Consider the following 22091-nt stretch of genomic DNA (forward strand, 5'->3'; position numbering starts at 1 on the left):
CTTACTTTGCTTGCGGCATCCACCAGCCGGTGCGCGCACCGATATGCATGTTGAGCGTCTTGGTTTCGGTGTAATCCTCCACCGCATGACGGCCCAGCTCGCGGCCCAGACCCGACTGGCGATAACCGCCAAAAGGCAGTTCCGGCGTGCCGTCCATGAAGGTGTTCATCCAGACAGTACCTGCCCGCACTTTGCGCCCGATGCTCATGCAAGTGTCGAAATCGCGGCTCCACACGCCTGCTGACAAGCCATAATCAACCGCATTGGCAATGGAGATCGCCTCATCAACCTTATCGAAGGAAAGCACCGACAGAACCGGCCCGAACACTTCTTCACGCGCCACGGCCATATCCGCCTTCACGCCAGCAATGATGGTCGGCTCCATATATTGGCCAAGGCCGAGATCCAGCACATCGCCGCCATGGGCAATTGCAGCACCCGCCTTTTTGGCCTGATCAACATAGGCGCCAACCTTTGTCAGATGCTGCGGCGTAATGATCGCGCCCACCTGCGTACTGACATCGAGCGGATCACCGACGATGACCTTTTTCGACAGATCGGCCACGCGCCCGACAATCTCATCGACAATCGAGCGATGCACGATCAGTCGCGAACCGGCATTGCAGCACTCGCCTGCATTGAACCATGCGCCGAACACCGCAGCGTCGATAAAGGCATCCATATCCGCATCCGGGAACAGGATTTGCGGATTCTTGCCACCAAGCTCCAGCGATACTTTTTTCAGCGTTTGCGCCGCATTGGCCATGGTCAGCTTGCCCACGCCGGTTGAACCGGTGAACGAAACCATATCAACATCCGGATGCGTGCTCATATGCTGGCCGACATCAGCACCCGTCCCGGTGATGATGTTGACGACACCATCTGGAACCCCTGCCTCGGTCAGAATTTCGCCGAGCAACAATGTCGAACCGGACGTCAGTTCCGAAGGCTTCACCACTGCCATACAACCCGCTGCCAAAGCAAATGGCAACTTCTGGCCCACGATCAGGAACGGGAAATTCCAAGGCGTAATGATGGAAACAACGCCAATTGCCTCGCGCAGCACGACGCCCAGAGTGCCATCGCCCAGATTGTTGTAGCTCTCACCATGCAGATCACGCGCAAGCGCTGCCGCATAGCGCCAGATATCGACGGAACCGGCAATTTCGCCGCGCACCTGAGAAATTGGTTTGCCGGCTTCAATTGCGTCAAGATAGGCAAGCTCTTCCGCCCGTGCTTCAATCAGATCAGCGGCTTTCAGCAGAACCAGCGAACGCTGCGAAGCAGTTTTGGATGACCAGCGCCCGTCATCGAAAGCCTTACGCGCGCTCGCAACCGCGCGTTCCACATCGGCCTTGTTGCCGGCAGGATAGCGGCTTACCGTGACGCCATGGCCGGGGGCCACACGTTCAATTGTCTCGCCGCTTTGGCTGCCAACCCATTTTCCATCGATCAGCATCGAGAATTCACGAACTTCAAGCCCGTTCAGCGGCTGCGGTTTTACGACTACGCTCATCACCATTTTCCTTCAAAATTCGCTTCGCGCTTTTCGGCAAACGAGCGCACGCCTTCTTTCAGATCGCCGGTCTTGGCGACAAGGATGGACCCCAGCGCCTCGACTGCCGTACCATTGTCCTCGCCATTCGCCACCGACAGCATCAGTTTGGAAATTTCGAGTGCGGCGGGTCCGCGCTTGGCCACCCGCGCCGCATAATCCTGTGCCGCCTGCAAGGCTGCGCCCGTCTCCACCACTGCATCGACCAGCCCATGCGACAGCGCTTCTTCTGCGGTAAACATCTCGCCGCCCAGCACCATGCGGCGCACAATCTGCGCACCGAAACGGCGCACAAGGCGCTGCGTACCCGACCAGCCGGGGATCATGCCGAGCGAGGTTTCCGGCAGGCCGATCTTGGCCTGTCGCTCAACGATGCGGATATCGGCAGCGCCTGCCAGTTCCAGTCCGCCGCCCAAAGCATGACCATTCATCGCTGCGATCAATGGCACACGCAAAGTAGCAAGACGCTCAAACACACGATGACCATAGCGCACCCAGGCATGACCGAATTCAGCTGGCTCCATGCCACCCCAAGCCTTGATGTCGCCGCCTGCGGAAAAAGCCTTGCCCTCACCGGTCAGGATCGCTACCCGCACGCTGCTGTCCGCTTCCACCTGATCACAGGCGGCAGACAATTCCTGCAAAAGCTCAATATCAAACGCATTGAGCTTTTCGGGCCGCTTGATGGTCATGACCGCGATGTGGTTCTCAATCGCTATTTCTATCCGTTGAGCCATGTTAAACCTCCAGCTTTCGCGCAGGCTTTTGCGGCAGCGTGAGGCCAATCGGCTCGTCACGGAACAAGGCTTCATCCATGAGCTTGAGTTGATCCGAAACAATCAGCGAAAACTCGGCTTGGTCCAGAATATGCGTCTGCAAATCCACACCCGGCGCGATCTCGGTCAGCACAATGCCCTCTGGCGTCAGCTTCAAAACCGCACGTTCAGTGACATAGGTAATGTCCTGCCCCTGCTCGACACCACGCGGACCTGAGAAAGTAACATGCTCAACCTCATTGACGAGCTTTTTGAGCTTGCCTTCCTTTTCGATCACAAGCTTGCCATCCGTGACCGACAATTTCGCTCCGGCATTGAACATGCCGGAGAAGACAATCTTCTTGGCCCTTGCAGTAATATCGACAAAACCGCCAGCGCCCGCCGTCACATGCGGACGGAATGACAGCTTCGACACATTGACCGAGCCGTCGCGTCCGATCTCAAGGAAGGACAGAAGCGAGGCGTCGAAGCCTGCGCCCTGAAAATAGGTGAACTGATAGGGTGACGGCATATAAGCATCAGCATTCGACGCGCAGCCAAAGGCAAAGTCGAGAAGCGGCACGCCGCCAACTGCACCCTGCTCAATCACCCAGGTGACTGCACCATGCAGCCCTTCTTCCAACAGAATGCGCGGCACATTGGCGGAAATACCGAAGCCGAGATTAACCGCACTTCCCGCTTGCAACTCCTGTGCTACACGCCGCGCAATCGCCTTCTGAATATTGAACTCAGGCAAGCGGAACGTATCGAGCGGACGGAAAATCTCGCCGGAAATCGCCGGATCATAAAGCGTCTGCGTTGTCTGCTTCTGGTCGGGATCAACCACGATATAATCAACCAGAACGCCGGGAACGCGCACATCATGCGGTTTCAGCGTGCCTTCCTTGGCAATGCGTTTGACCTGCGCAATGACGATGCCACCATTATTGCGTGCAGCCAGCGCCTGATCAAGACCGCCAAGATAAGCACCCTCATGTTCATAGGTGAGGTTGCCGCGTTCATCCGCCGTCGTTGCCCGGATGATCGTGACATGCGGCACGATATTGGGGAAATAGAGCCAGTCCTCACCTTCAAAACTGACCTGCTTGACGACCGGCTCCTCACGCGCCTTGTCGTTCATTGCCGATCCCTGACGCTTGGGATCAACGAAGGTATCAAGTCCCACTTTGGTCATCACGCCGGGACGCTTGGCAGCTGCCTCACGATGCATGTCGAACAGAATGCCCGACGGGATATTATAGGCCGGAATCTCATTATTGGTGATCATCTGCCAGATCAGCGGAGGCTCGGCGCTCGATGGTCCTGACGGATAGGAACCGCCGATGATCTTTTTGAGAAGCCCCTTTTTGGCGATGTAATCGACACCCTTGATGCCACTCATATCGCCAGCCGCAATCGGATGCAGCGTGGTTATATTTTGGGGATGACCGGTTTCATCAAACCGCTCGCCAATGGCTTTCAGCATCATGTCAGGACAGCCGAGACCGCTCGATGAAGAAACCGAAACGACAGCGTTGTCGGGAATGAGGGATGCTGCTTCCGCAAAGGAAATATGTTTGCTCATAACTTTAAAGTCCTGAATGAACGGCAGTAGCCTTACCGGTCTTTGCGGCCTCAAGCACAGCAAGCCCGGTCGCCAGCGACCAGACGCCATCCTCCAGTGTTGCAGAAGGCTGGCCTTTGCCTGCAATCGCATCATGGAAAGCCTGCAAGGCGGTTTCGTAGAGATTTTTCTGATCAAGCAGCAATTCGTGCTCACCGTCCTTGTCACGCAAAATGACGGTTCCCACCGGCTTTTGCGTCATGACATTGCGTGCGATGAGCGAGCCTTCGCTGCCATGCACTTCAAAGCCGGTTTCCGCATATTTGGTGGTGAAAGCATCGTGGAACTGGGCAATTGCGCCGGATGGAAAGCGTAAAACGCCCATCACACCATCTTCCAGACCTTCACCACTCAGACCTCCCTGCTGGCTGAAAGCCAAAGCTTCAACCGGGTTTTCACCCAGCACAAAACGCAGCGTGTCAGCATCATGCACGGTAATGTCGAGGATCACGCCGCCACCCGCATCAGGGCGTTCTATACGCCAGCCTTGCAAATGCGGCGGCAGATAAACCGCATGAAAAACCCGCGCGCCCAGCACCTTGCCAATCTTGCCAGTGGCAATTGCATCACGCATGGCACGGTGGCTTGCAGCATTGCGCAGATGATGGTTGGTGCCTGCCACCACGCCCGTCTCGCGCACGGCTTTCAGCATCTGATGCGCGTCGCTCAGCGTCAGTGCCAGCGGCTTTTCACAGAGAATATGCTTGCCTGCTTTGGCAGCAGCAATTGCCTGATCGCGATGCAATTCATTGGTGGTGGAGATATAGACAGCGTCGGTTTCCGGATCGGACAACAGCGCATCAAGACTTGTCACGGAGCGGGCAATACCGTTTTCGCGAGCGTAATTTTCACCACGCTCAGCATTGGTGCTGTAAACGGAAACGACCTCGCCACCGGTGGCGCGAATAGCTCCGATCACCCATTCTTTTGCAATGGTGCTTGCGCCTATAAGGCCCCACTTTGCCATGCGAATTTCTCCTCCTGTTTTCTGAACGGCGCCCCACAACTTGCGCGCACCGCAAGACGCACCGACAAACGCTGCGCCTCCGCCTCCACTCGTTCAGAATTGATCTGTTTCAGCAAAAGCTGCGCCGCACGTTCTCCCAAACCTTGCGGATCGACAGCCACAGTTGTCAGTGCCGGAACAGCGGTCTTTGCTTCGATCACATCGTCAAAACCGACCACACCGAAATCTCGGCCCGGCTCCAGTTGCGCGCCGCGCAAACCATCACAGACACCAAAAGCCACAGCATCGTTAAAGCACACCGCAGCCGTCGGCTTCATGCCTTGCCGCAGCATGCGCTCCACCGCTTCCACACCGCCAGCGCGTGAAGGCGCAGAGGTAAAGACCAGCGCATCATCAAACACGATGCCCGCCTGCTCAAGTCCCGCACGATAGCCCGCAACCCGTTCGGAAAACACCGCCGTATCGGCATAACCGCCCATGAAACCGATAACGCTGTGCCCCAGAGACACCAAATGCTCGACCGCCTTTGCCACGCCGCCGCGATTGTCAGAAACGATGGATGACACACCCGATCCGGGCACATCGCGCACCATCTGCACAACCGGCAGACCACTTTTTGCCAGTGGTTTCAGATCATTAGCGTCGGTTCCACGCGCTGGCGAAACGATCAGTCCGGCAATGCCATGCTCGCGCATCGACGCAATCACTTCGCGCTGCCGGTCAATACTTTCCGCCGTATTGGCGAGAAACTGCACATAACCCGCCGACTGCATGACGCGATCAACACCCACCGCAAGCTCGGCAAAGAAACTGTTGGTCAGATCATTGACCACAAGGCCGATGATCTTTGATTTCGCCTGGCGGAGATTGGCAGCCGAACGGTTATAGACATAACCGAGCTTCTCAATCGCTTCCTGAACCTTGGCGCGGGTTTCGGCATGAACAAGCGGGCTGTCGCGGAGCACAAGCGAGACGGTCGATTTCGACACGCCTGCTTCGTGTGCAATATCGATGACCGTAATGCTGCTCTTGCTCATGCCAATCTCCTGTTCGCGTCATTTAATTGGAACGTTCCAAATTTGTCAACGGTTTTGAACAGCATCAGGAAAGCCGCGAAACCGCGCGCATAATACGGTATGAAATTCGGATTTTAGCGCCAATTTTCAAATTTTATGTACATACAGCGTCCATTTTCCATATTTCACAAGAAACCTTCTATTTTTACGAAGTATCGCCTTATTTGACCTCATCTTGATAATTGGAACGATCTAAATTAAGGATATGACTATTCGTATGGAGGAGTGATATGAGCGCATTGTCTGAAAATGTGTTGGCCCTGCCGTGTGCTGACGGAAGCCTCAGGCCTTATCGCTTAGTCGGCACACCGACACCAAGACCGGTCTCACCTCCACGTTTCAACCGCATTGCCTACGCGGCAGCGCATGTGGTTTCCGATCCGCTGAAAGATGCCCGTCCATGGAATGACCCGGCCATAGACTGGGAAGCAACGATGGCTTTCCGGCATCATCTCTGGAGCCTCGGCTTCAAGATCGCGGAAGCGATGGATACGTCACAGCGCGGCATGGGCCTGAACTGGGCTGGCGCGCAGGAGCTGATCCGTCGCTCACTGGCAGAAAGCAAGACCGTAGCGGGCGCTGATCTCGCGAGCGGTGCAGGCACTGACCACCTTGATCCCGCCGATGCGAAAAGCCTTGATGACGTCATCAAGGCCTATGAGACACAGGCAGGCTTCATCGAAAAGCATGGCGGGCGTTTCATCCTGATGGCGAGCCGTGCCCTGGCGCGCATCGCCAAGTCCCCCGACGATTACGCCAAGGTCTATGGCCGGATTCTCGGTCAGGCGCGGGAAAAGGTCGTGCTGCACTGGCTGGGCGATATGTTCGATCCGCAGCTGAAAGGCTATTGGGGTTCGGAAAATTTCGACAATGCGCTTGATACGGTGATAGGCATCATTAGAGCCCATCGCGACAAGGTGGAAGGCATCAAAATCTCACTGCTGGAAGAGCGCTACGAAATCGCGTTACGCGACCGCCTGCCGGAGGGTGTGCTCTGTTTCACGGGCGACGATTTCAACTATGCGCCGCTCATCGAAGGCGACGGAAACAAGCACAGTCATGCGCTGCTCGGTATCTTTGATGCGGTCGCACCACAGGCGTCCAGCGCGCTCGCGGCACTGGCCGCAGGCGACAATGCCCGCTTCCGCGCCATCATCGAGCCGACCGTGCCGCTATCGCGGAAAATCTTTGAAGCACCGACGCAATATTACAAAGCAGGCGTTGTATTTCTCGCCTGGCTCAATGGACACCAAAGCCATTTCACCATGCCAGCCGGAATGCAGTCGGCGCGTGGCATTTCGCATTACGCCGACATATTCCGTCTCGCCGATCAGGCCAATGTTCTCGACCAGCCAGAACTCGCCATCCGCCGCATGAAACAGCTTCTGGCGATTTACGGCATGGAATGAAAACAGGCGGTGGTCTATTTCTGCGCATGTCTCCCGAAACCGGTTTCCACTTTCAGAAGACATGCTTTCACCGCCTGTCTTTAAGGGTACTCAGCGCCAACCAAGTGCTGGCGCAACATGCTTGAGGATCGACTCGATTACATGCGCGTTGTAGTCGACACCAAGCTGGTTCGGCACCGTGAGAAGCAGCGTATCGGCTTCAGCAATCGCCTCATCCTTTTCGAGTTGCTTGATGAGCTTATCCGGTTCAGCCGCGTAGGAGCGGCCAAAGACGGCTCTCAAATCCTCTTCAATGTAGCCGATCGAATCCTGCTCGTTGCTGCCGCCACCAAAATATGCGCGATCACGATCATCGACCAATGCGAAGATGCTGCGGCTCACCGAAACACGTGGCGTGCGGGTGTGGCCCGCTTCTTTCCAGGCTTCACGATAGGCGCGGATCTGCTTGGCCTGCTGGATATGCAAAGGCTCGCCTGACTCGTCCTTCTTCAGGGTCGAGCTTTGCAGGTTCATGCCAAGCTTTCCGGCCCAAATTGCGGTTGCGTCCGAGGCAGCGCCCCACCAGATACGATCTCTGAGACCTTCCGAATGCGGCTCGATGCGCAGCAGACCGGGAGGGTTCGGAAACATTGGACGTGGGTTCGGCTGGGCAAAGCCTTCGCCTTTCAGCGCTTCGAAGAACGCCTCGCCATGCTGACGGCCCATATCGGCATCGGTCTTGCCCTCTTCCGGCGCATAACCGAAATAACGCCAGCCATCGATCACCTGTTCCGGCGAGCCGCGGCTGATACCGAGCTGCAGACGGCCCTTGGAAATCAGGTCCGCAGCACTGGCATCTTCAACCATATAGAACGGGTTTTCATACCGCATATCGATGACAGCAGTGCCGATCTCGATCTTGCTCGTCCTGGCACCAACGGCTGCAAGTAGCGGAAATGGCGAGGCAAGCTGGCGCGCAAAATGATGCACACGGAAATAGGCGCCGTCCGCGCCCAGTTCCTCGGCGGCAACAGCAAGGTCAATCGATTGCAGAAGCGCATCGCTTGCGGAACGGGTTCCCGATTGCGGCGATGGCGACCAATGGCCAAATGAAAGAAAGCCGATTTTTTTCATGACTATGTTCCTCAGAGCGTACTCCGACCGGCGTGAAACGTTGACCGGCAGGATTATGCTTCAAACGTTGTGCAGTGGCACTTTTCATCAGTTTTGTCAGAATATGGCGGCAGGCGATAGTCATTGAAAGGGCCCTGAACACAGTGTTCATGAAACGGAATATAACGGGCAGTGGATTGCCCGATACTGACAACGTGCGGGCAACGCGAGGACAACACGTTGACAGCCCAAACAGACCAGATTAAGCCTCGATATGAGGCGGATTGGCCTTCCATCCCAACATAGAGTTTGGGCCCAACATAGAGTTTGGGATTGGATGAAAGGTCAATGTCCACAAAATGCCCAAACAGGCAGCGCACTAAAACAGGGGAGATTTTTATGCGTTCTATGCTTCTGGCCTTGCTGGCCGCAACGGCTATCGCCACTTCGGCACAGGCCAAGGATGTAACGGTTGCCGTTACTGCTATCGTTGAACATCCGGCACTTGATGCTGCGCGCGACGGCGTGAAGGATGCGCTGGCTGAAGCCGGTTTCAAGGAAGGCGAAAATCTCAAATTCGTCTATCAGTCCGCTCAGGGTAATCCGGCAACAGCCGCCCAGATCGCACGCCAGTTCGTTGGCGAAGCTCCGGACGTCATCGTTCCGATCTCGACACCTTCTGCACAGGCCGTTGTTTCCGCAACGCGTGATATTCCGATTGTCTTCACCGCCGTTTCCGATCCGCTTGGCGCACAGCTCGTCAAGGACATGGCAAAGCCGGGTGGCAATGTAACCGGCCTTTCCGACATGTCGCCAGTTGTTGAGCACATCAAGCTCATCAAGGAAGTGATGCCGAACATCAAAAAGCTTGGCTATCTCTATAATTCCGGTGAAACCAACTCCGTGTCGCTTCTGGCAGCACTGAAGGAAGCCGCTTCCGCCGAAGGCATCGAAATCGTGGAATCGGCTGCCACCAAGTCGGCTGAAGTTCAGGGTGCAGCGCGCGCCCTCGTCGGCCGCGCGGACGCTATGTATGTTCCGACCGACAACACCATCGTTTCGGCTCTGGAAAGCGCCGTCGGTGTTGCTGAAGAAAGCAAACTGCCGCTCTTCACCGCGGATACGGATTCCGTCAAGCGCGGTGCGCTCGCGGCTCTCGGCTTCAACTATTACGACGTTGGCAAGCAGACCGGCGCTGTCGTTGTGAAAATCCTCAACGGTGAAAAGCCAGGCGATATCGCTGTCGACATTGCCAAGGGCACCGACCTCGTCATCAATCTTGCTGCAGCCAAGAAGATGGGCGTCGAATTCCCGCAGGCTGTTATCGACCGCGCAACCAGCAAGGTCGAATGATCGGTCTCCAGATATAATTGCAAAGGGCGGGATGATCTCCCGCCCTTTTCTTTGAAATCTCTTTCCAACAGTTGAGCCTTTAAAATGCCTGCCATTCGTATCCTTCCTGCTGATGACAACACCAATGGCTGGAGCAGGATATTACCAATTCGCACGCCAAATGCGGCGCTCAAAGGCGATATCAAGGCCGACTGGATTGTGCTGGGTGCTGGCTATGCAGGTGTTGCCGCCGCAAGAAGGCTGGCCGAGAACCGCCCCAACGACCAGATTGCATTGATCGATGCGCAGGAGGTCGGAAAAGGCACATCCGGGCGCGCTGCGGGTTTTGCCATCGATCTGCCGCACAATGTCAGTTCTTCGATGGAGGAGCTGGCTAAGTCGCACAGCTACCGTGCGCTGGCGCGTGCCGCTATCGACCATCTCAAACAGCAGATTGACCAGCACGGCATCGACTGCGACTGGCGACAGGACGGAAAGTTTCACGCAGCGGTTTCAGATCAGGGGATGCGTGAGGTTCTCGAACCGACAGTCAAAGAGCTGGAGCGTCTTAAAGAGCCCTTCGACTGGCTGGAAGGCGATGCTCTGGCTAAAAGGCTCGGCACAAGCCATTTCAAAGCAGCGATCTTCACCTATGGCACCTCGCTTTTAAACCCGGCAGCTCTGGTGCGTGGCCTTGCCGACAGCCTGCCCGACAATGTTACGCTTTATGAGAACTCTGCCGTGACCAAAATCGACTATGGCGACCGCATTCTCATTACCACGCCAAAAGGCAGCATTCAGGCACCTGCCATGATCCTGACGGTCAACGGCTTCGGTGAGCAGTTCGGTTTTCAGGCGCAAGCTCCTGAACTTTGCAGCCCATGCGAGCTTAAGCCGACAACTCACCAATGACGAGTACAGGGCCATCGGCGAAATCGAGCCCTGGGGCCTGACACCGGCCAATTCCTTTGCCGGTATCACCATGCGTTTGACATCGGATCGGCGCATACTGGTCCGGCAGAACGTGCATTTCTGCCCGTCGCTCCGCCAGTCGAATGCGCGGCGTGAAACAATCAAGCGTGAGCATAAGCGGCTTTTCGATGAGCGTTTCCCGATGCTGTCAAACGTCGATATGGAACACACATGGACGGGCTTCATCTGCCTGTCGCGCAATGGCGCTCCGGGTTTTGGGCAGATCGCCAAGAATGTTTACACCTCGCTTTGCCAGAACGGCGTCGGCATCACCAAAGGCACGATAGGCGGCATACTTGCAGCCGATATGGCCTGCGATATCGATAATCCGATGATCGACGACATGCTGAAGCTTGGCAGCCCGACCGAACTGCCGCCACGACCATTCCTCGATATCGGCGTGCGCGCACGATTTGCCTGGGAGCTATGGCGTGCACGCGGTGAAGTGTGAGCGAAACCGAGTGAGCCGAATATTGTAACAGGCGCACAGACTGGTGCTTTTTGGCGCATTTGCAGCGATAATGCTTGCTTATTGGAGCTTTGGGTTGTATCGGGAAAAGACAGAGCCAGAACAATCGCAAGCAATAAAATTGCGCATGAAAAACCGGGGAATGGTTCCAAAGGCAAATGTGTTTGGAACAAACTCAAATCAAAACCGGTCGTGATTGAAACAGGTCTTTCGGACATGTAGGGGCAAATGCCTGAATGTGCGAAAGCCAGTGAATCTATGTGCCTCGAATGGTGCGTTTTCATTTTCAATGACGGCAAAGAACAAGGAATCTCAATGTGAGTCAGATCGCCTTCTGGGGTGCGGTCGAATTGGGCCTCGTCTTCTCTTTTGTCGCCATCGGCGTTTATCTGGCTTTCCGAGTGCTCGATTTCCCCGATCTGACCGTGGATGGCTCGTTTCCGCTTGGTGCGGCCGTAACCGGCGTTCTGATCCTTGCTGGCTGGAATCCATGGCTTTCCGCCGGTGTTGCGATGATTGCAGGCTCGATTGCCGGTCTGGTGACTGCGACGCTCAATGTGCGCTTCAAGATCCTCAACCTGCTGGCTTCCATTCTGACGATGATTGCACTGTTCTCGGTCAATCTGCGCGTCATGGGCCGTCCGAATATAGCACTGATTAATCAGGATACGATGCTGTCTCCGTTTTTCGGTCACGGCATCCCTGAATATTATGTGCGTCCGGCCTTCCTGTTCGTTCTGGTTGCAATCACGGTATTCCTCGTCTGGCGCTTCCTTGAAAGCGACATGGGCCTCGCCATGCGTGCAACCGGTGCCAATCCTAAAATGGCCCGCGCGCAGGGCGTACGCACTGATCGCCAGATTTATCTTGGCATGGCGCTCTCCAACGCGCTCGTGGCACTTGGCGGCTCGCTTTTCGCCCAGACAAACGGCTTTGCAGACGTGACCTCCGGCGTTGGCACCATCGTTGTTGGTCTTGCCGCTGTGATCATCGGTGAAACATTGCTGCGCTCGCGTCTCATCCTCGTCATTCTCATTGGCTGTGTTGCCGGTTCGATCATCTACCGCATCGCTATCCAGCTCGCACTTTCCAATGGCAGTATCGTCGGGCTTCAGGCTTCCGATCTCAATATCGCCACAGCGCTTCTCGTCACCTTCGCACTGATCTTGCCGCGCCTGCGCCGTGGAGGAGCATCATCATGATCGAAGTTTCCAATCTCGAAGTCATTTTCGGTCGTGGAACACCGCTTGAAAAACAGGTGCTCAACAAGATCAACCTGACGATGGAGCAAGGCTCTTTCGTGACCGTGATCGGCTCCAACGGCGCTGGCAAATCGACAATGCTTGGCGTTCTGGCAGGCGATGTCATCCCCACCGCAGGCAAGGTCGTGATCAGCGGACAGGATGTGACCCGCAAGTCCACTGCCGAGCGCGCCGGTCTTGTGGCACGCGTGTTTCAGGACCCGCTTGCGGGCAGCTGCGGCACGCTGACGATTGAAGAGAACCTGGCACTGGCTGCATCGCGTGGAACACGCCGTGGCCTGACCCATGCGCTCAATTCCAAGCGCCGTGAGTGGTTCCGCGAACGCATGGCAAGTCTTAATCTTGGCCTTGAAAACCGTATGCAGGATCGCATGGAGCTTCTCTCTGGCGGTCAGCGTCAGGCGCTCTCGCTGATCATGGCCACTCTCGCCGGTTCAGAAGTGCTGCTGCTTGATGAACATACCGCAGCCCTTGATCCGGGCATGGCTGAATTCGTCATGGAACTGACCCGCACATTGGTTGCCGAAAACAAGCTGACAGCACTCATGGTCACGCATTCCATGCGTCAGGCGCTCGACTATGGCGACCGCACCATCATGCTGCATGGTGGCAAGATCCTGCTCGATGTGACAGGCGACAAGCGCAAGACACTGGGCGTTGAAGACCTCATCGAAATGTTCCGCAAAGTGCGCGGACAGACACTCGATGACGATGCTTTGCTGATCGAATAATATTACAAACAGCTTTGTTTCACAGCCGCCGCTCAGTTTGACCGGCGGCTGTTTCGTTTGAAAACGAATTGCGCTACTTAATCCTAATGGCGCAAAAGAAAGCACACGAAGTCGATCAGTTTATTGGAAAGCCGAGCAGCTCGTTTCCGGTGGTGTTGCTCTACGGCCCTGATAAGGGACTGGTAAGCGAACGTGCGCGCCGCTATGCGAAGGCCACCAAACTGCCGCTGGACGATCCCTTCGCCGTCATCCGCATGGAAGCCGACGAGATCGATGCTGATCCCGCAAAGCTCGCCGATGAGGCACGCACAATCTCCATGTTTGGTGGCGAGCGGCTTATCTGGATCAAGAATGCAGCCGGGCAGAAGAAGCTTGCCGATGCTGTGAAACTTTTGGCAACAGAGCCGCCGCGTGAAACATATATTCTGGTGGAAGCCGGCGACCTCAAGAAGGGTGCTGGCCTGCGCAGTGCTGTCGAGAACGCGACCGCTGGCATGGCCCTGCCCTGCTATTCAGACGATGCACGCGGTATTGATGGCGTGATTGACGACGTTCTGGCCGAATGGAAAATGCAGATCACGATGGATGGGCGCCAGCTGTTGCGGGCGAGCCTTGGCGGTGATCGTCTGGCCACGCGTGGCGAGCTGGAAAAGCTTTGCCTCTATGCGCGCGGCAAAGAACGCATCGATATAGACGATGTGCGGGAAGCCGTTGGCGATGTGGCCGGGCTTTCGACCGACGAAGTAGTGGATGCTGTTCTGAACGGCGATCTGTCGCGTTTTGAGACGACATTTGATCGCGTCGTGAAATCGGGAACCGCACCGTTTCTGGTTCTGAACACAGCGGCGCGCCAATTCCAGCAGATACAAAACCTCCGCCATATCGCGGACACCGAACGCAAAAGTGCTTCTGTCGTGGTAGCTTCTGCGCGTCCGCCGGTCTTCTTCAATCGCAAGAAGCTGATTGAAAATGCCGTCAGTCGCTGGAATGCGGAAAGCCTTTCCCGCGTGATGGAACGCCTGCAACGCGCCGTTCTTGAAAGCCGTCAGAATGCGGCACTGGCTGTTCCGATCATTCGCCAGTGCCTGCTCGCCATTTCTGTTGAAGCCGTGAAATTATCGCGCCGCTAAGCAGATTCTTTCAAGCGAACAAGGCTCTATTGCGAAAATTTATAGATCAATGCATAGCATCAGCGATCACAGTCAAACGATTCTGATCGACATCATACTTTGCTATCATTTATTTCAGATAAAACAGTCTCAGATTGTAAGCCAGCTATAATGGCGTATATAAAGTATGTCGCACACATCAAAATAGCGCTCTTTGAACATCGGACTATACATCGCTATAAAAACTAAAATCCAATTATTCAAGTAAATTAAAACAAGCTATTTATTTACTGTTACAACCATACCATCTATATATATGGTAACTTTTTTCTTATTGCTAACAACTTTTGCTTTATCTGTTTTTATTTCAGTGTTACCAACTTTAATGGAAACATTGCCATCGAATTGCATTGTTGTTTTTGTAATTGATTTTGAAGTGTCCGATTCAATTTTTAATGGCGTATCTATTCCCTTTGTATTTTCTGCATTTGCGCCAGATATAGATGCAAAGGCAGAAACTAAACAAATTGTTAATATTTTACCGATGTGCATTTTCTACTCCTAATACTATTGAAACAAAATCAAATCTGGTTCGAACTTAAAAGTAAGTTAATAAATCCGATTTATAAGTTAATATAAATTTATATAATTCTAAGTTAAGGCGGTAAATAGCAAAAAATAGCTACCTTATAATTTTTATTTAACTAAATAATATTTATCAGACTAATTTCCCCGCGAAAGGTTCCCACTTTCCACGACATGTTTTGGGCTAATTGCTTCACGTTTCATCATGCCTTATCCCAGTTTAAGCTGTGGGCTTTCCTGATATTTGAACCACAGTGAAATGAGCCAGCCACCAAAATAACCTGCTGAAGCGCCCGATACGGCAGCTGTAATCAGCATCAAAGTGGATTGTTCCTGCGGATAGAACGCATTGAGCACTGCCAGAACATATTGCGCACAGAAGAAGATCAGATTGCGGATCAGCGGCAAAGTCGTTCCGGCACTCTCGATACGCTTGTTCTCGCGATCAACCGCGATAATACGCGGTCCCGTAAGATACCCGACAGGTGCCAGCAGCAACAGACCGACAAACCATGCGATCAGAAATGAACCGAACTGGTCCGAACCACGATCAAAATTCAGGAAGCCGACGGCGATGAAGATCACCGGCACAAACAGCATTCTCCAAACTGTCACCGTTTGTGTTTCTCGTCCCTTGATCCCCGCGATGATGAGATAGGCAAGCAGCCCCCAAACATAGACAGGCGTGTGAATGATAATTTGCGTCAGCATTTCCATAGATACGGTATCTCCCCAGCCCGGCGATCCAAAAGCAATGTTTCAATAATATAAGACTTATCGAAAGTCCGGCAGAAACCACTTTGGGCATTAAAAAGCCGCGATAATTTAGCAATCGATCAATAGCGCGTGACCACTCTTTCCCAATCTTGAGCTTGTTGGCGCACCGAACAAGACTTCCTATGGTTCAATTTCATAGCTGAAATGACAACCACAACTTTGTCGTTGATCCAGTTTCTCTATAATTCATTGGAATAAAAGAATGATCGGCTGCATCCCTCCAATTCTTCTGCTCATGCTAGGCGCTTTGCTTGGTTGGCTGATCGGCGGTGATTATGGCGCCTTCTGGGGAAGCGCGGCTGGCGTTATCATCGGCGTCATCCTGATGATAACTATCGTCTTTTCGCTGATCAAAGCGCGTGGTCGATAAAACGAAAAAGCCGTGAAACAAATGTTCCACGGCCTCAAAGTCTGATTTCTAAACAGATGTCGTCAGCTCTGCAGGCGACGGCAGATTTCGTCGAGCTGCTCAAGAGAGCTGTAACGAACTTTAACCTCACCGCCACGCTCCCGGTGATTGATTTCGACCTTCATGCCGGTGACGTCGGAAAGCAGCTTTTCAAGCGCCTTTGTATCGGCATCTTTCTCAATCGGCGCGCTTACCCGGCTTTGGCTCAGCACCGCTGCGCGCTTGTGACAGCGCTTCGACCTGACGAACAGACAAACCTTCCTTGACCACGCGCTCCGCCAGAGCTGTCGGATCTTCCATGGTAATCAGGCTACGCGCATGACCGGCAGACAAAGCACCATCCGAGATGAAATCCTGCACGCGCTGCGGCAGCTTCAGAAGACGCAGCGTATTGGCCACATGGCTTCGGCTTTTACCGATCACCTGTGCAAGATCGTTCTGCGTATAATCGTGATTATCGATAAGCTGTTGATATCCCATTGCTTCTTCGACCGCATTCAGGTCGGCACGCTGAACGTTTTCAACGATTGCGATCTCAAGTGCAATGCGATCATCGACATCGCGAATGATAACCGGGATCGTATCGATGCCCGCACGCTGCGATGCGCGCCAGCGACGTTCACCAGCGATCAGCTCAAAGCGATCTGGCTCACCTGGTGCCGGACGCACGACGATTGGTTGAACAACACCGTGTTCTTTGATCGACTGCGCCAGATCTTCGAGATCTACTTCCGAGAACATGCGACGCGGGTTGCGTGGATTGCGCGTGACGAACTCAATTGGAACGTTACGCTCGCTGCTGATCGGCACCTTGCGTTCTTCCGCCGGGCGGTCGATTTCACCAATCAGTGCGGCCAAGCCGCGGCCAAGGCGCTTTTTTGAAGGATCGTCGTTCATCGTCGGCAGTTCCTGCAATTGTTACGTAGTCGAATCGATCAAGTGTCCCATTTGGGGAACACTCACTAATTATGCGGCTTTAAGCTGCCGCTCCGCTGGATGACTTCCGATGCGAGCTGCAAATAAGCCTGACTGCCAGCACATTTCAAATCATAGAGAATAGCTGGCTTGCCGTGGGATGGTGCTTCCGACACCCGCACATTGCGTGGGATAACGGTGCGATAGACCTTCTCGCCCATGAAGGCGCGAACATCATCGACAACCTGCGAGGCGAGATTGTTACGGCTGTCGAACATTGTCAGGACAATTCCCTGAATTGTCAGCTCTGAATTAATGCTCGACCGTACCTGATCAACGGTCTGCAGAAGCTGGCTCAGACCTTCCAGTGCAAAGAATTCACACTGCAGGGGAACCATAACTGAATCCGCTGCAGCCATTGCATTCAGCGTCAGCAAATTCAATGATGGCGGGCAATCAACCAGAATGTAAGAGAACTTGTCAGCAACAGCGGAATCAAAGCGCAATGCATCGCGCAAGCGACGTGTACGATCAGGTGCCTGTGCTATTTCCATCTCGATACCGAGAAGATCGAGCGTAGAAGGAACGATATAAAGGTTTGGAACATCGCTCTGCATGGCCGCCTCATTTGCAGAGGCCGCCTGCGTCAGCACGTCATAAGACGAAAGCGGACGGTTAAGGCGATCAATTCCGAGGCCAGTACTGGCATTTCCCTGCGGGTCGAGGTCAACGATCAGCACAGTTTCGCCAATGGCTGCAAGTGCTGTCGCAAGGTTAATGGCTGTCGTTGTCTTACCAACGCCACCCTTCTGATTTGCAATGGTTATGATCCTGGATCTTTTGCTCATTACCGTCGCCCTGCTGCTTTCTGTCATATCGATTCCGGAATAACTGGGCCGGATTAACCGGAGATGCGTCGCAGATTGCTGATCTCAAGTATCACCGAGCTATTATCGATAGCACTTTCATGTTGTACCAGATCGAAACTCCAGCCGACACGGCTTTCATCGATTTCTCTCTGGTAATCCCGACCTTTTTGGAAAAGTGCCTTTGAACCACTGGTTAACCAGGGCTCGGCAAGCTTGAAAAGATCGCTCAACGAGGCGAGTGCACGGGCTGTTACGATATCCGGCACATCGATTTTATCCCACATAGCTTCAATACGTGCGGAGTGAATGCGTGCTGGCACAGTCAAATGACCAGCTGCGGTACGAAGGAAGGCCGCTTTTTTTCCCGCACTTTCAACAAGATCAATCGAAGCGCCGGGAGATTCTTTCAGAAAACAGGCAGTTACAATACCGGGGAAGCCACCACCGGAACCAAGATCGAGCCATCGCTTTGCATCTGATGCAAGCGGAAATAGTTGTGCGCTATCGAGAATATGGCGGTTCCAGAGATCAGCGAGTGTCGAAGGAGATGCCAGATTGATGGCCGATGACCACTTGCGGAACAGCTCTTCAAAGGCAATCAACCGGTCCGTTGTTTCACGTGAAACATCAGGAACAATCGATTTCAAGCTCGAATAACGTCTATCCACAGTCATGCTACGCCCTTTTCGGCGCTTAGTTCAGCCGCCGCGCGTTCGCGCGTGCCGTGCTTCTTGATATGCGTAATAAGCAATGCAAGCGCTGCCGGTGTAATACCTTCAACGCGTTGCGCCTCGGCAATTGTCTCAGGCTTACGCTGCTTGAGCTTGGCTTTAAGCTCATTGGAAAGACCGAGATCCCATCAAAATCCAATGTTGCCGGAATGAAAAGCCGTTCCTCGCGTTCCATCACAGCGATATCGCTTTGCTGGCGATCCATATAAACCGAGTATTGTGCTTCGATTTCCAGCGCTTCCCGCGTGATAGAATCAATTGCATTCAGCTCTGGCCAGATAGTCTGCAGCTTCTGCAAATCGATATCCGGATAAGACAGCAGATCATAGGCCGAGCGACGAACGCCATCCTGATTAAGATGAAGGTCATGTCGGCTTGCCTGATTTGGTGTGATAGTCAGCTCTTTAGTCATTCTACGCGCCAACGACAAAGCATCCTGACGGGCAGCAAACTTATCGCGGCGATCGCTGCCGAGAATACCGAGCTGATCCGCTAAAGGCGTCAGTCGCTGATCCGCATTGTCAGCACGCAACGACAGACGGAACTCCGCGCGTGATGTAAACATACGATAAGGTTCGCTCACACCTCTGGAAGTCAGATCATCGACCATGACGCCGATATAAGCTTCAGTGCGCTGTATGATAATTGGATCGCTGCCCCCTGCCCGCTTGGCGGCATTGAGGCCAGCGAGAAGTCCCTGCGCTCCCGCTTCTTCGTAGCCAGTGGTGCCATTGATCTGCCCTGCAAGGAAAAGCCCGGTGACGCGTCGTGTCTCCAGACTGCGCTTCAACTCGCGCGGATCAATAAAATCATATTCAATAGCGTATCCCGGCTGAAGCATAATCGCCTTCTCCAGACCCGGAATGGTCGCGAGGTAGGCAAGTTGGACTTCTTCAGGCAGCGACGTCGAAATTCCGTTCGGATAAACAGTGTGGTCGTCCAGTCCTTCTGGTTCCAGAAAGATCTGATGTCCATCCCGGTCCCCGAACTTGACGATCTTGTCTTCCACCGATGGACAATAGCGTGGACCGATCCCTTCGATAGAACCAGAATACATCGCCGACCGATGAAGATTGGCACGAATTATGGCGTGGGTTTCAGGCGTCGTGCGGGTAATACCGCAATCAATCTGCGGTGTCGTGATCTTATCCGTCATCAGAGAAAACGGAACCGGGTCCTCGTCTGCAGACTGCATATCAAGGCTCTGCCAGTCGATTGTCCGTCCATCGAGACGCGGCGGCGTCCCTGTCTTAAGCCGACCGACTGCAAAACCAAGACCACGCAAAGTATCAGAAAGGCCCAGCGCAGGCTTTTCACCCATGCGTCCAGCAGGGATCTTCTTTTCGCCAATATGGATAAGGCCGTTCAGGAACGTACCAGTGGTCAATACAACTGCGGCACAAGAGAGCTCGCGACCATCGCCGAGAACGACGCCGGAAATGCTTCCATCGGTGATGCGAATGTCGGAAGCGCCACCCTCAACAACCGTAAGGTTCTCCTGCTCAGAAATGAGTTCCTGCATCGCCAGCCGATAAAGCTTACGATCAGCCTGCGTGCGTGGACCGCGTACCGCTGGGCCTTTACGACGATTGAGCAAACGAAACTGAATACCAGCCTTATCGGCAACGCGGCCCATAAGGCCATCAAGTGCATCAATCTCGCGAACAAGATGTCCCTTTCCCAAACCACCAATGGCCGGGTTACAGGACATGATACCAATCGTATCAAAACGATGCGTCACGAGAGCAGTGCGAGCGCCAGCGCGAGCCGAAGCTGCCGCCGCCTCACAGCCCGCATGTCCACCACCAATAACAATGACATCAAAAGCTGTCACTTCGGTAGAACTCTTGGTGTTCATCCTGATGCATCCGAATCCAGTTTAGAAAGCAGTCTCTTTGACATGTTTATGCCTTCGGCGGAAGGGGTAACCCAACCAGACCGCGATCAACTCTTTGATAAATTTGATACGGAACGCGACTCACGGATGTGAATGGGAGTCAATAAGCCGGAACAGATTCCACAGATGTTTCACGTGAAACACTGTTGAGTGCTATTGGCTAAAGCCCACTGTTTCACGTGAATCACTCATTTTCCTATGCAAAACTGTGAGAAAATGACATCCAATATCTCTTCGACATCGACGTCACCGGTAATCCGGCCAAGATATTGAGATGCGCGACGCATATTCTCCGCGCGCAGCTCCAGCGGAAGATCGTCCCGTTCGGCGGCCGTGTCGATTTCGGAAATCGTCGATTGCAGCAGATTGATATGTCTTTGGCGCGTCGGGACAGCATCATTGATTAGTCCGATGCGTTCTTCGGCAAATGCCTGCAAGGCTTCCAACAGATGGCTGAGACCATCCGCAGTCTTTGTTGAAATGAGATACTGCCAGGCCGCTCTGTCACCTGTACCAAGGTCAGCTTTGGTCCCGATGGTCCAGACATCCGCACCACCATTATCTAAAGAAACAGCAATTGGATTTTGCATATCTTCAAGCAGCAAAACCAAATCCGCTTCAGCAGCGCGCTCCCGCGCGCGATCAATACCGATCTTCTCAACCTTGCTTGTGGTCTCTCTCAATCCCGCAGTATCCGTCACATAAACCGGAATGCCGCCAAGGTTCAGTTTCACTTCCAGAAGATCGCGTGTTGTCCCCGCCTCATCTGAAATAATCGCAATCTCACGACCCGCAAGTAAATTGAGCAGGCTGGACTTACCAGCGTTCGGCGCGCCAGCAATAACCACATGTAGACCATCACGCAGCATTGCAGCGCGTTTTCCGCTCTCTATATGACGCCCAATCTCACCCTGCAGGCTTTTGAGCTGTTCCCAAACCTGCCCCGAAACGGAACCGGGGACATCGCTCTCATCAGCGAAGTCCAACTCAGCTTCAATTAAAGCCCGAGCGCGCACCAGCCTTTGGCGCCATTCCGTATAAAGTTGACGCTGTGCGCCGGAGGCAACCTGCAATGCCAGACGGCGCTGCCCTTCCGTTTCTGCCGCAATCAGATCCGCCAGACCTTCCGCAATTGTCAGATCCATCTTACCGTTGGTAAAAGCCCGGCGCGTAAACTCTCCAGCTTCTGCAATTCGACAATTCGGGAAGCTACCGAGCTCCTCAAGCAGTTTTTCAACAACAGCGATACCGCCATGAAGATGGAACTCCGCGCAGTCTTCACCGGTAAAGCTGTTCGGACCGGGAAAGAAAAGCGCCAGCCCACGGTCGATGGCATCTCCATTCCGTGTGCGGAACGTCTTGTAAGCAGCATAACGCGGCTCGATCATCTTGCCAATAATCGTTTCGATTACGAATCGAACTTGCGGACCTGATATCCGAACGACTGCAACGCCCGACGGAAGGCGCCCACTCGACAAGGCAAAAATGGTGTCCTGAAGATGTTGCGGCTCGCTCATTTGATTTCCCGTTCTATATAGATGAGTACGTGATATTC

General features: G+C 53.9%; 18 protein-coding genes and 3 pseudogenes. 8 read left to right on the forward strand and 13 right to left on the reverse strand.

The features are described from left to right. Position 1 precedes the first annotated feature (1 nt). From C9380_RS11995 to C9380_RS12015, 5 genes are read right to left on the reverse strand one after another with little or no spacing between them, the layout of a single operon-like run. On the reverse strand, positions 2 to 1522 hold the full coding sequence (locus C9380_RS11995; protein WP_128093593.1) for an aldehyde dehydrogenase family protein: 1521 nt from the start codon (positions 1520 to 1522) through the stop codon (positions 2 to 4). Then, positions 1516 to 2292, reverse strand: coding sequence for an enoyl-CoA hydratase/isomerase family protein (locus C9380_RS12000; protein WP_100558430.1), 777 nt, complete (start codon positions 2290 to 2292; stop codon positions 1516 to 1518). Before C9380_RS12000 ends, C9380_RS11995 begins: the two co-directional genes overlap by 7 nt. Before the next feature lies 1 nt (position 2293). Then, on the reverse strand, positions 2294 to 3895 hold the full coding sequence (locus tag C9380_RS12005; protein ID WP_128093594.1) for an acyl CoA:acetate/3-ketoacid CoA transferase: 1602 nt from the start codon (positions 3893 to 3895) through the stop codon (positions 2294 to 2296). 4 nt (positions 3896 to 3899) lie between these two features. Further along, on the reverse strand, positions 3900 to 4901 hold the full coding sequence (locus C9380_RS12010; protein WP_128093595.1) for a Gfo/Idh/MocA family protein: 1002 nt from the start codon (positions 4899 to 4901) through the stop codon (positions 3900 to 3902). Continuing rightward, positions 4880 to 5938: a LacI family DNA-binding transcriptional regulator gene (locus C9380_RS12015; RefSeq protein WP_128092745.1), complete on the reverse strand. Its 1059-nt coding sequence runs from the start codon at positions 5936 to 5938 to the stop codon at positions 4880 to 4882. Before C9380_RS12015 ends, C9380_RS12010 begins: the two co-directional genes overlap by 22 nt. 269 nt (positions 5939 to 6207) lie before the next feature. On the opposite strand from C9380_RS12015, the gene C9380_RS12020 reads away from it, so the two are divergent. Next, entirely contained in the window at positions 6208 to 7386 is a 1179-nt protein-coding gene (locus C9380_RS12020) for a dihydrodipicolinate synthase family protein (RefSeq protein WP_128093596.1), read from the forward strand. A gap of 90 nt (positions 7387 to 7476) precedes the next feature. Here C9380_RS12020 and C9380_RS12025 read toward each other — a convergent pair whose 3' ends face one another. Continuing rightward, positions 7477 to 8499: an LLM class flavin-dependent oxidoreductase gene (locus tag C9380_RS12025; protein WP_100558424.1), complete on the reverse strand. Its 1023-nt coding sequence runs from the start codon at positions 8497 to 8499 to the stop codon at positions 7477 to 7479. A gap of 378 nt (positions 8500 to 8877) precedes the next feature. On the opposite strand from C9380_RS12025, the gene C9380_RS12030 reads away from it, so the two are divergent. From C9380_RS12030 to holA, 6 genes are all read left to right on the forward strand, one after another. Continuing rightward, on the forward strand, positions 8878 to 9831 hold the full coding sequence (locus tag C9380_RS12030) for an ABC transporter substrate-binding protein (RefSeq protein ID WP_100558423.1): 954 nt from the start codon (positions 8878 to 8880) through the stop codon (positions 9829 to 9831). An 84-nt stretch (positions 9832 to 9915) separates the two neighbouring features. Further along, positions 9916 to 10722 (forward strand): NAD(P)/FAD-dependent oxidoreductase, encoded by an 807-nt coding sequence (locus C9380_RS27385; protein WP_252869757.1) that lies wholly within the window; start codon positions 9916 to 9918, stop codon positions 10720 to 10722. Next, complete coding sequence (locus tag C9380_RS27390; RefSeq protein ID WP_252869758.1) at positions 10646 to 11233, forward strand: FAD-dependent oxidoreductase; 588 nt, start codon at positions 10646 to 10648, stop codon at positions 11231 to 11233. Before C9380_RS27385 ends, C9380_RS27390 begins: the two co-directional genes overlap by 77 nt. A gap of 335 nt (positions 11234 to 11568) precedes the next feature. Beyond that, positions 11569 to 12453, forward strand: a complete 885-nt coding sequence (locus C9380_RS12040; protein WP_024898468.1) for an ABC transporter permease — start codon at positions 11569 to 11571, stop codon at positions 12451 to 12453. Beyond that, entirely contained in the window at positions 12450 to 13244 is a 795-nt protein-coding gene (locus tag C9380_RS12045; protein WP_128092748.1) for an ABC transporter ATP-binding protein, read from the forward strand. The genes C9380_RS12040 and C9380_RS12045 overlap by 4 nt, the downstream gene beginning before the upstream one ends. Before the next feature lie 86 nt (positions 13245 to 13330). Next, positions 13331 to 14374: a DNA polymerase III subunit delta gene (gene holA / locus C9380_RS12050; protein WP_024898466.1), complete on the forward strand. Its 1044-nt coding sequence runs from the start codon at positions 13331 to 13333 to the stop codon at positions 14372 to 14374. A gap of 258 nt (positions 14375 to 14632) precedes the next feature. Here holA and C9380_RS12055 read toward each other — a convergent pair whose 3' ends face one another. Both C9380_RS12055 and C9380_RS12060 read right to left on the reverse strand, forming a co-directional pair. Then, positions 14633 to 14905 (reverse strand): LptA/OstA family protein, encoded by a 273-nt coding sequence (locus C9380_RS12055; RefSeq protein ID WP_024898465.1) that lies wholly within the window; start codon positions 14903 to 14905, stop codon positions 14633 to 14635. Between the two features lie 243 nt (positions 14906 to 15148). Then, positions 15149 to 15655 carry a DUF6622 family protein gene (locus tag C9380_RS12060; RefSeq protein WP_128093597.1) on the reverse strand — a complete coding sequence of 169 codons (507 nt, stop codon included), beginning with the start codon at positions 15653 to 15655 and terminating at the stop codon, positions 15149 to 15151. 262 nt (positions 15656 to 15917) lie between these two features. Between C9380_RS12060 and C9380_RS26820 the strand changes: the two genes are divergently transcribed. Next, complete coding sequence (locus C9380_RS26820) at positions 15918 to 16085, forward strand: hypothetical protein (RefSeq protein ID WP_164844619.1); 168 nt, start codon at positions 15918 to 15920, stop codon at positions 16083 to 16085. Positions 16086 to 16147: 62 nt separating this feature from the next. On the opposite strand, the pseudogene C9380_RS12065 reads toward C9380_RS26820, so the two are convergent. The 5 genes and pseudogenes from C9380_RS12065 to mnmE form a co-directional block, all read right to left on the reverse strand. Next, positions 16148 to 17021, reverse strand: a pseudogene (locus C9380_RS12065) (ParB/RepB/Spo0J family partition protein). A gap of 69 nt (positions 17022 to 17090) precedes the next feature. Beyond that, a pseudogene (locus tag C9380_RS12070) lies at positions 17091 to 17887 on the reverse strand (ParA family protein). Positions 17888 to 17940: 53 nt separating this feature from the next. Next, positions 17941 to 18582, reverse strand: a complete 642-nt coding sequence (gene rsmG / locus C9380_RS12075; protein WP_128093599.1) for a 16S rRNA (guanine(527)-N(7))-methyltransferase RsmG — start codon at positions 18580 to 18582, stop codon at positions 17941 to 17943. Next, positions 18579 to 20497 (reverse strand): annotated as a pseudogene (gene mnmG, locus C9380_RS12080) (tRNA uridine-5-carboxymethylaminomethyl(34) synthesis enzyme MnmG). The gene rsmG and the pseudogene mnmG overlap by 4 nt, the downstream one beginning before the upstream one ends. 227 nt (positions 20498 to 20724) lie before the next feature. After that, a complete protein-coding gene (gene mnmE, locus C9380_RS12085; RefSeq protein WP_128093600.1) occupies positions 20725 to 22053 on the reverse strand; it encodes a tRNA uridine-5-carboxymethylaminomethyl(34) synthesis GTPase MnmE in 1329 nt (442 codons plus the stop codon). Positions 22054 to 22091: the final 38 nt, after the last annotated feature.

The sequence above is a fragment of the Brucella pituitosa genome (genome assembly GCF_003049685.1).
Lineage (GTDB): Bacteria > Pseudomonadota > Alphaproteobacteria > Rhizobiales > Rhizobiaceae > Brucella > Brucella pituitosa.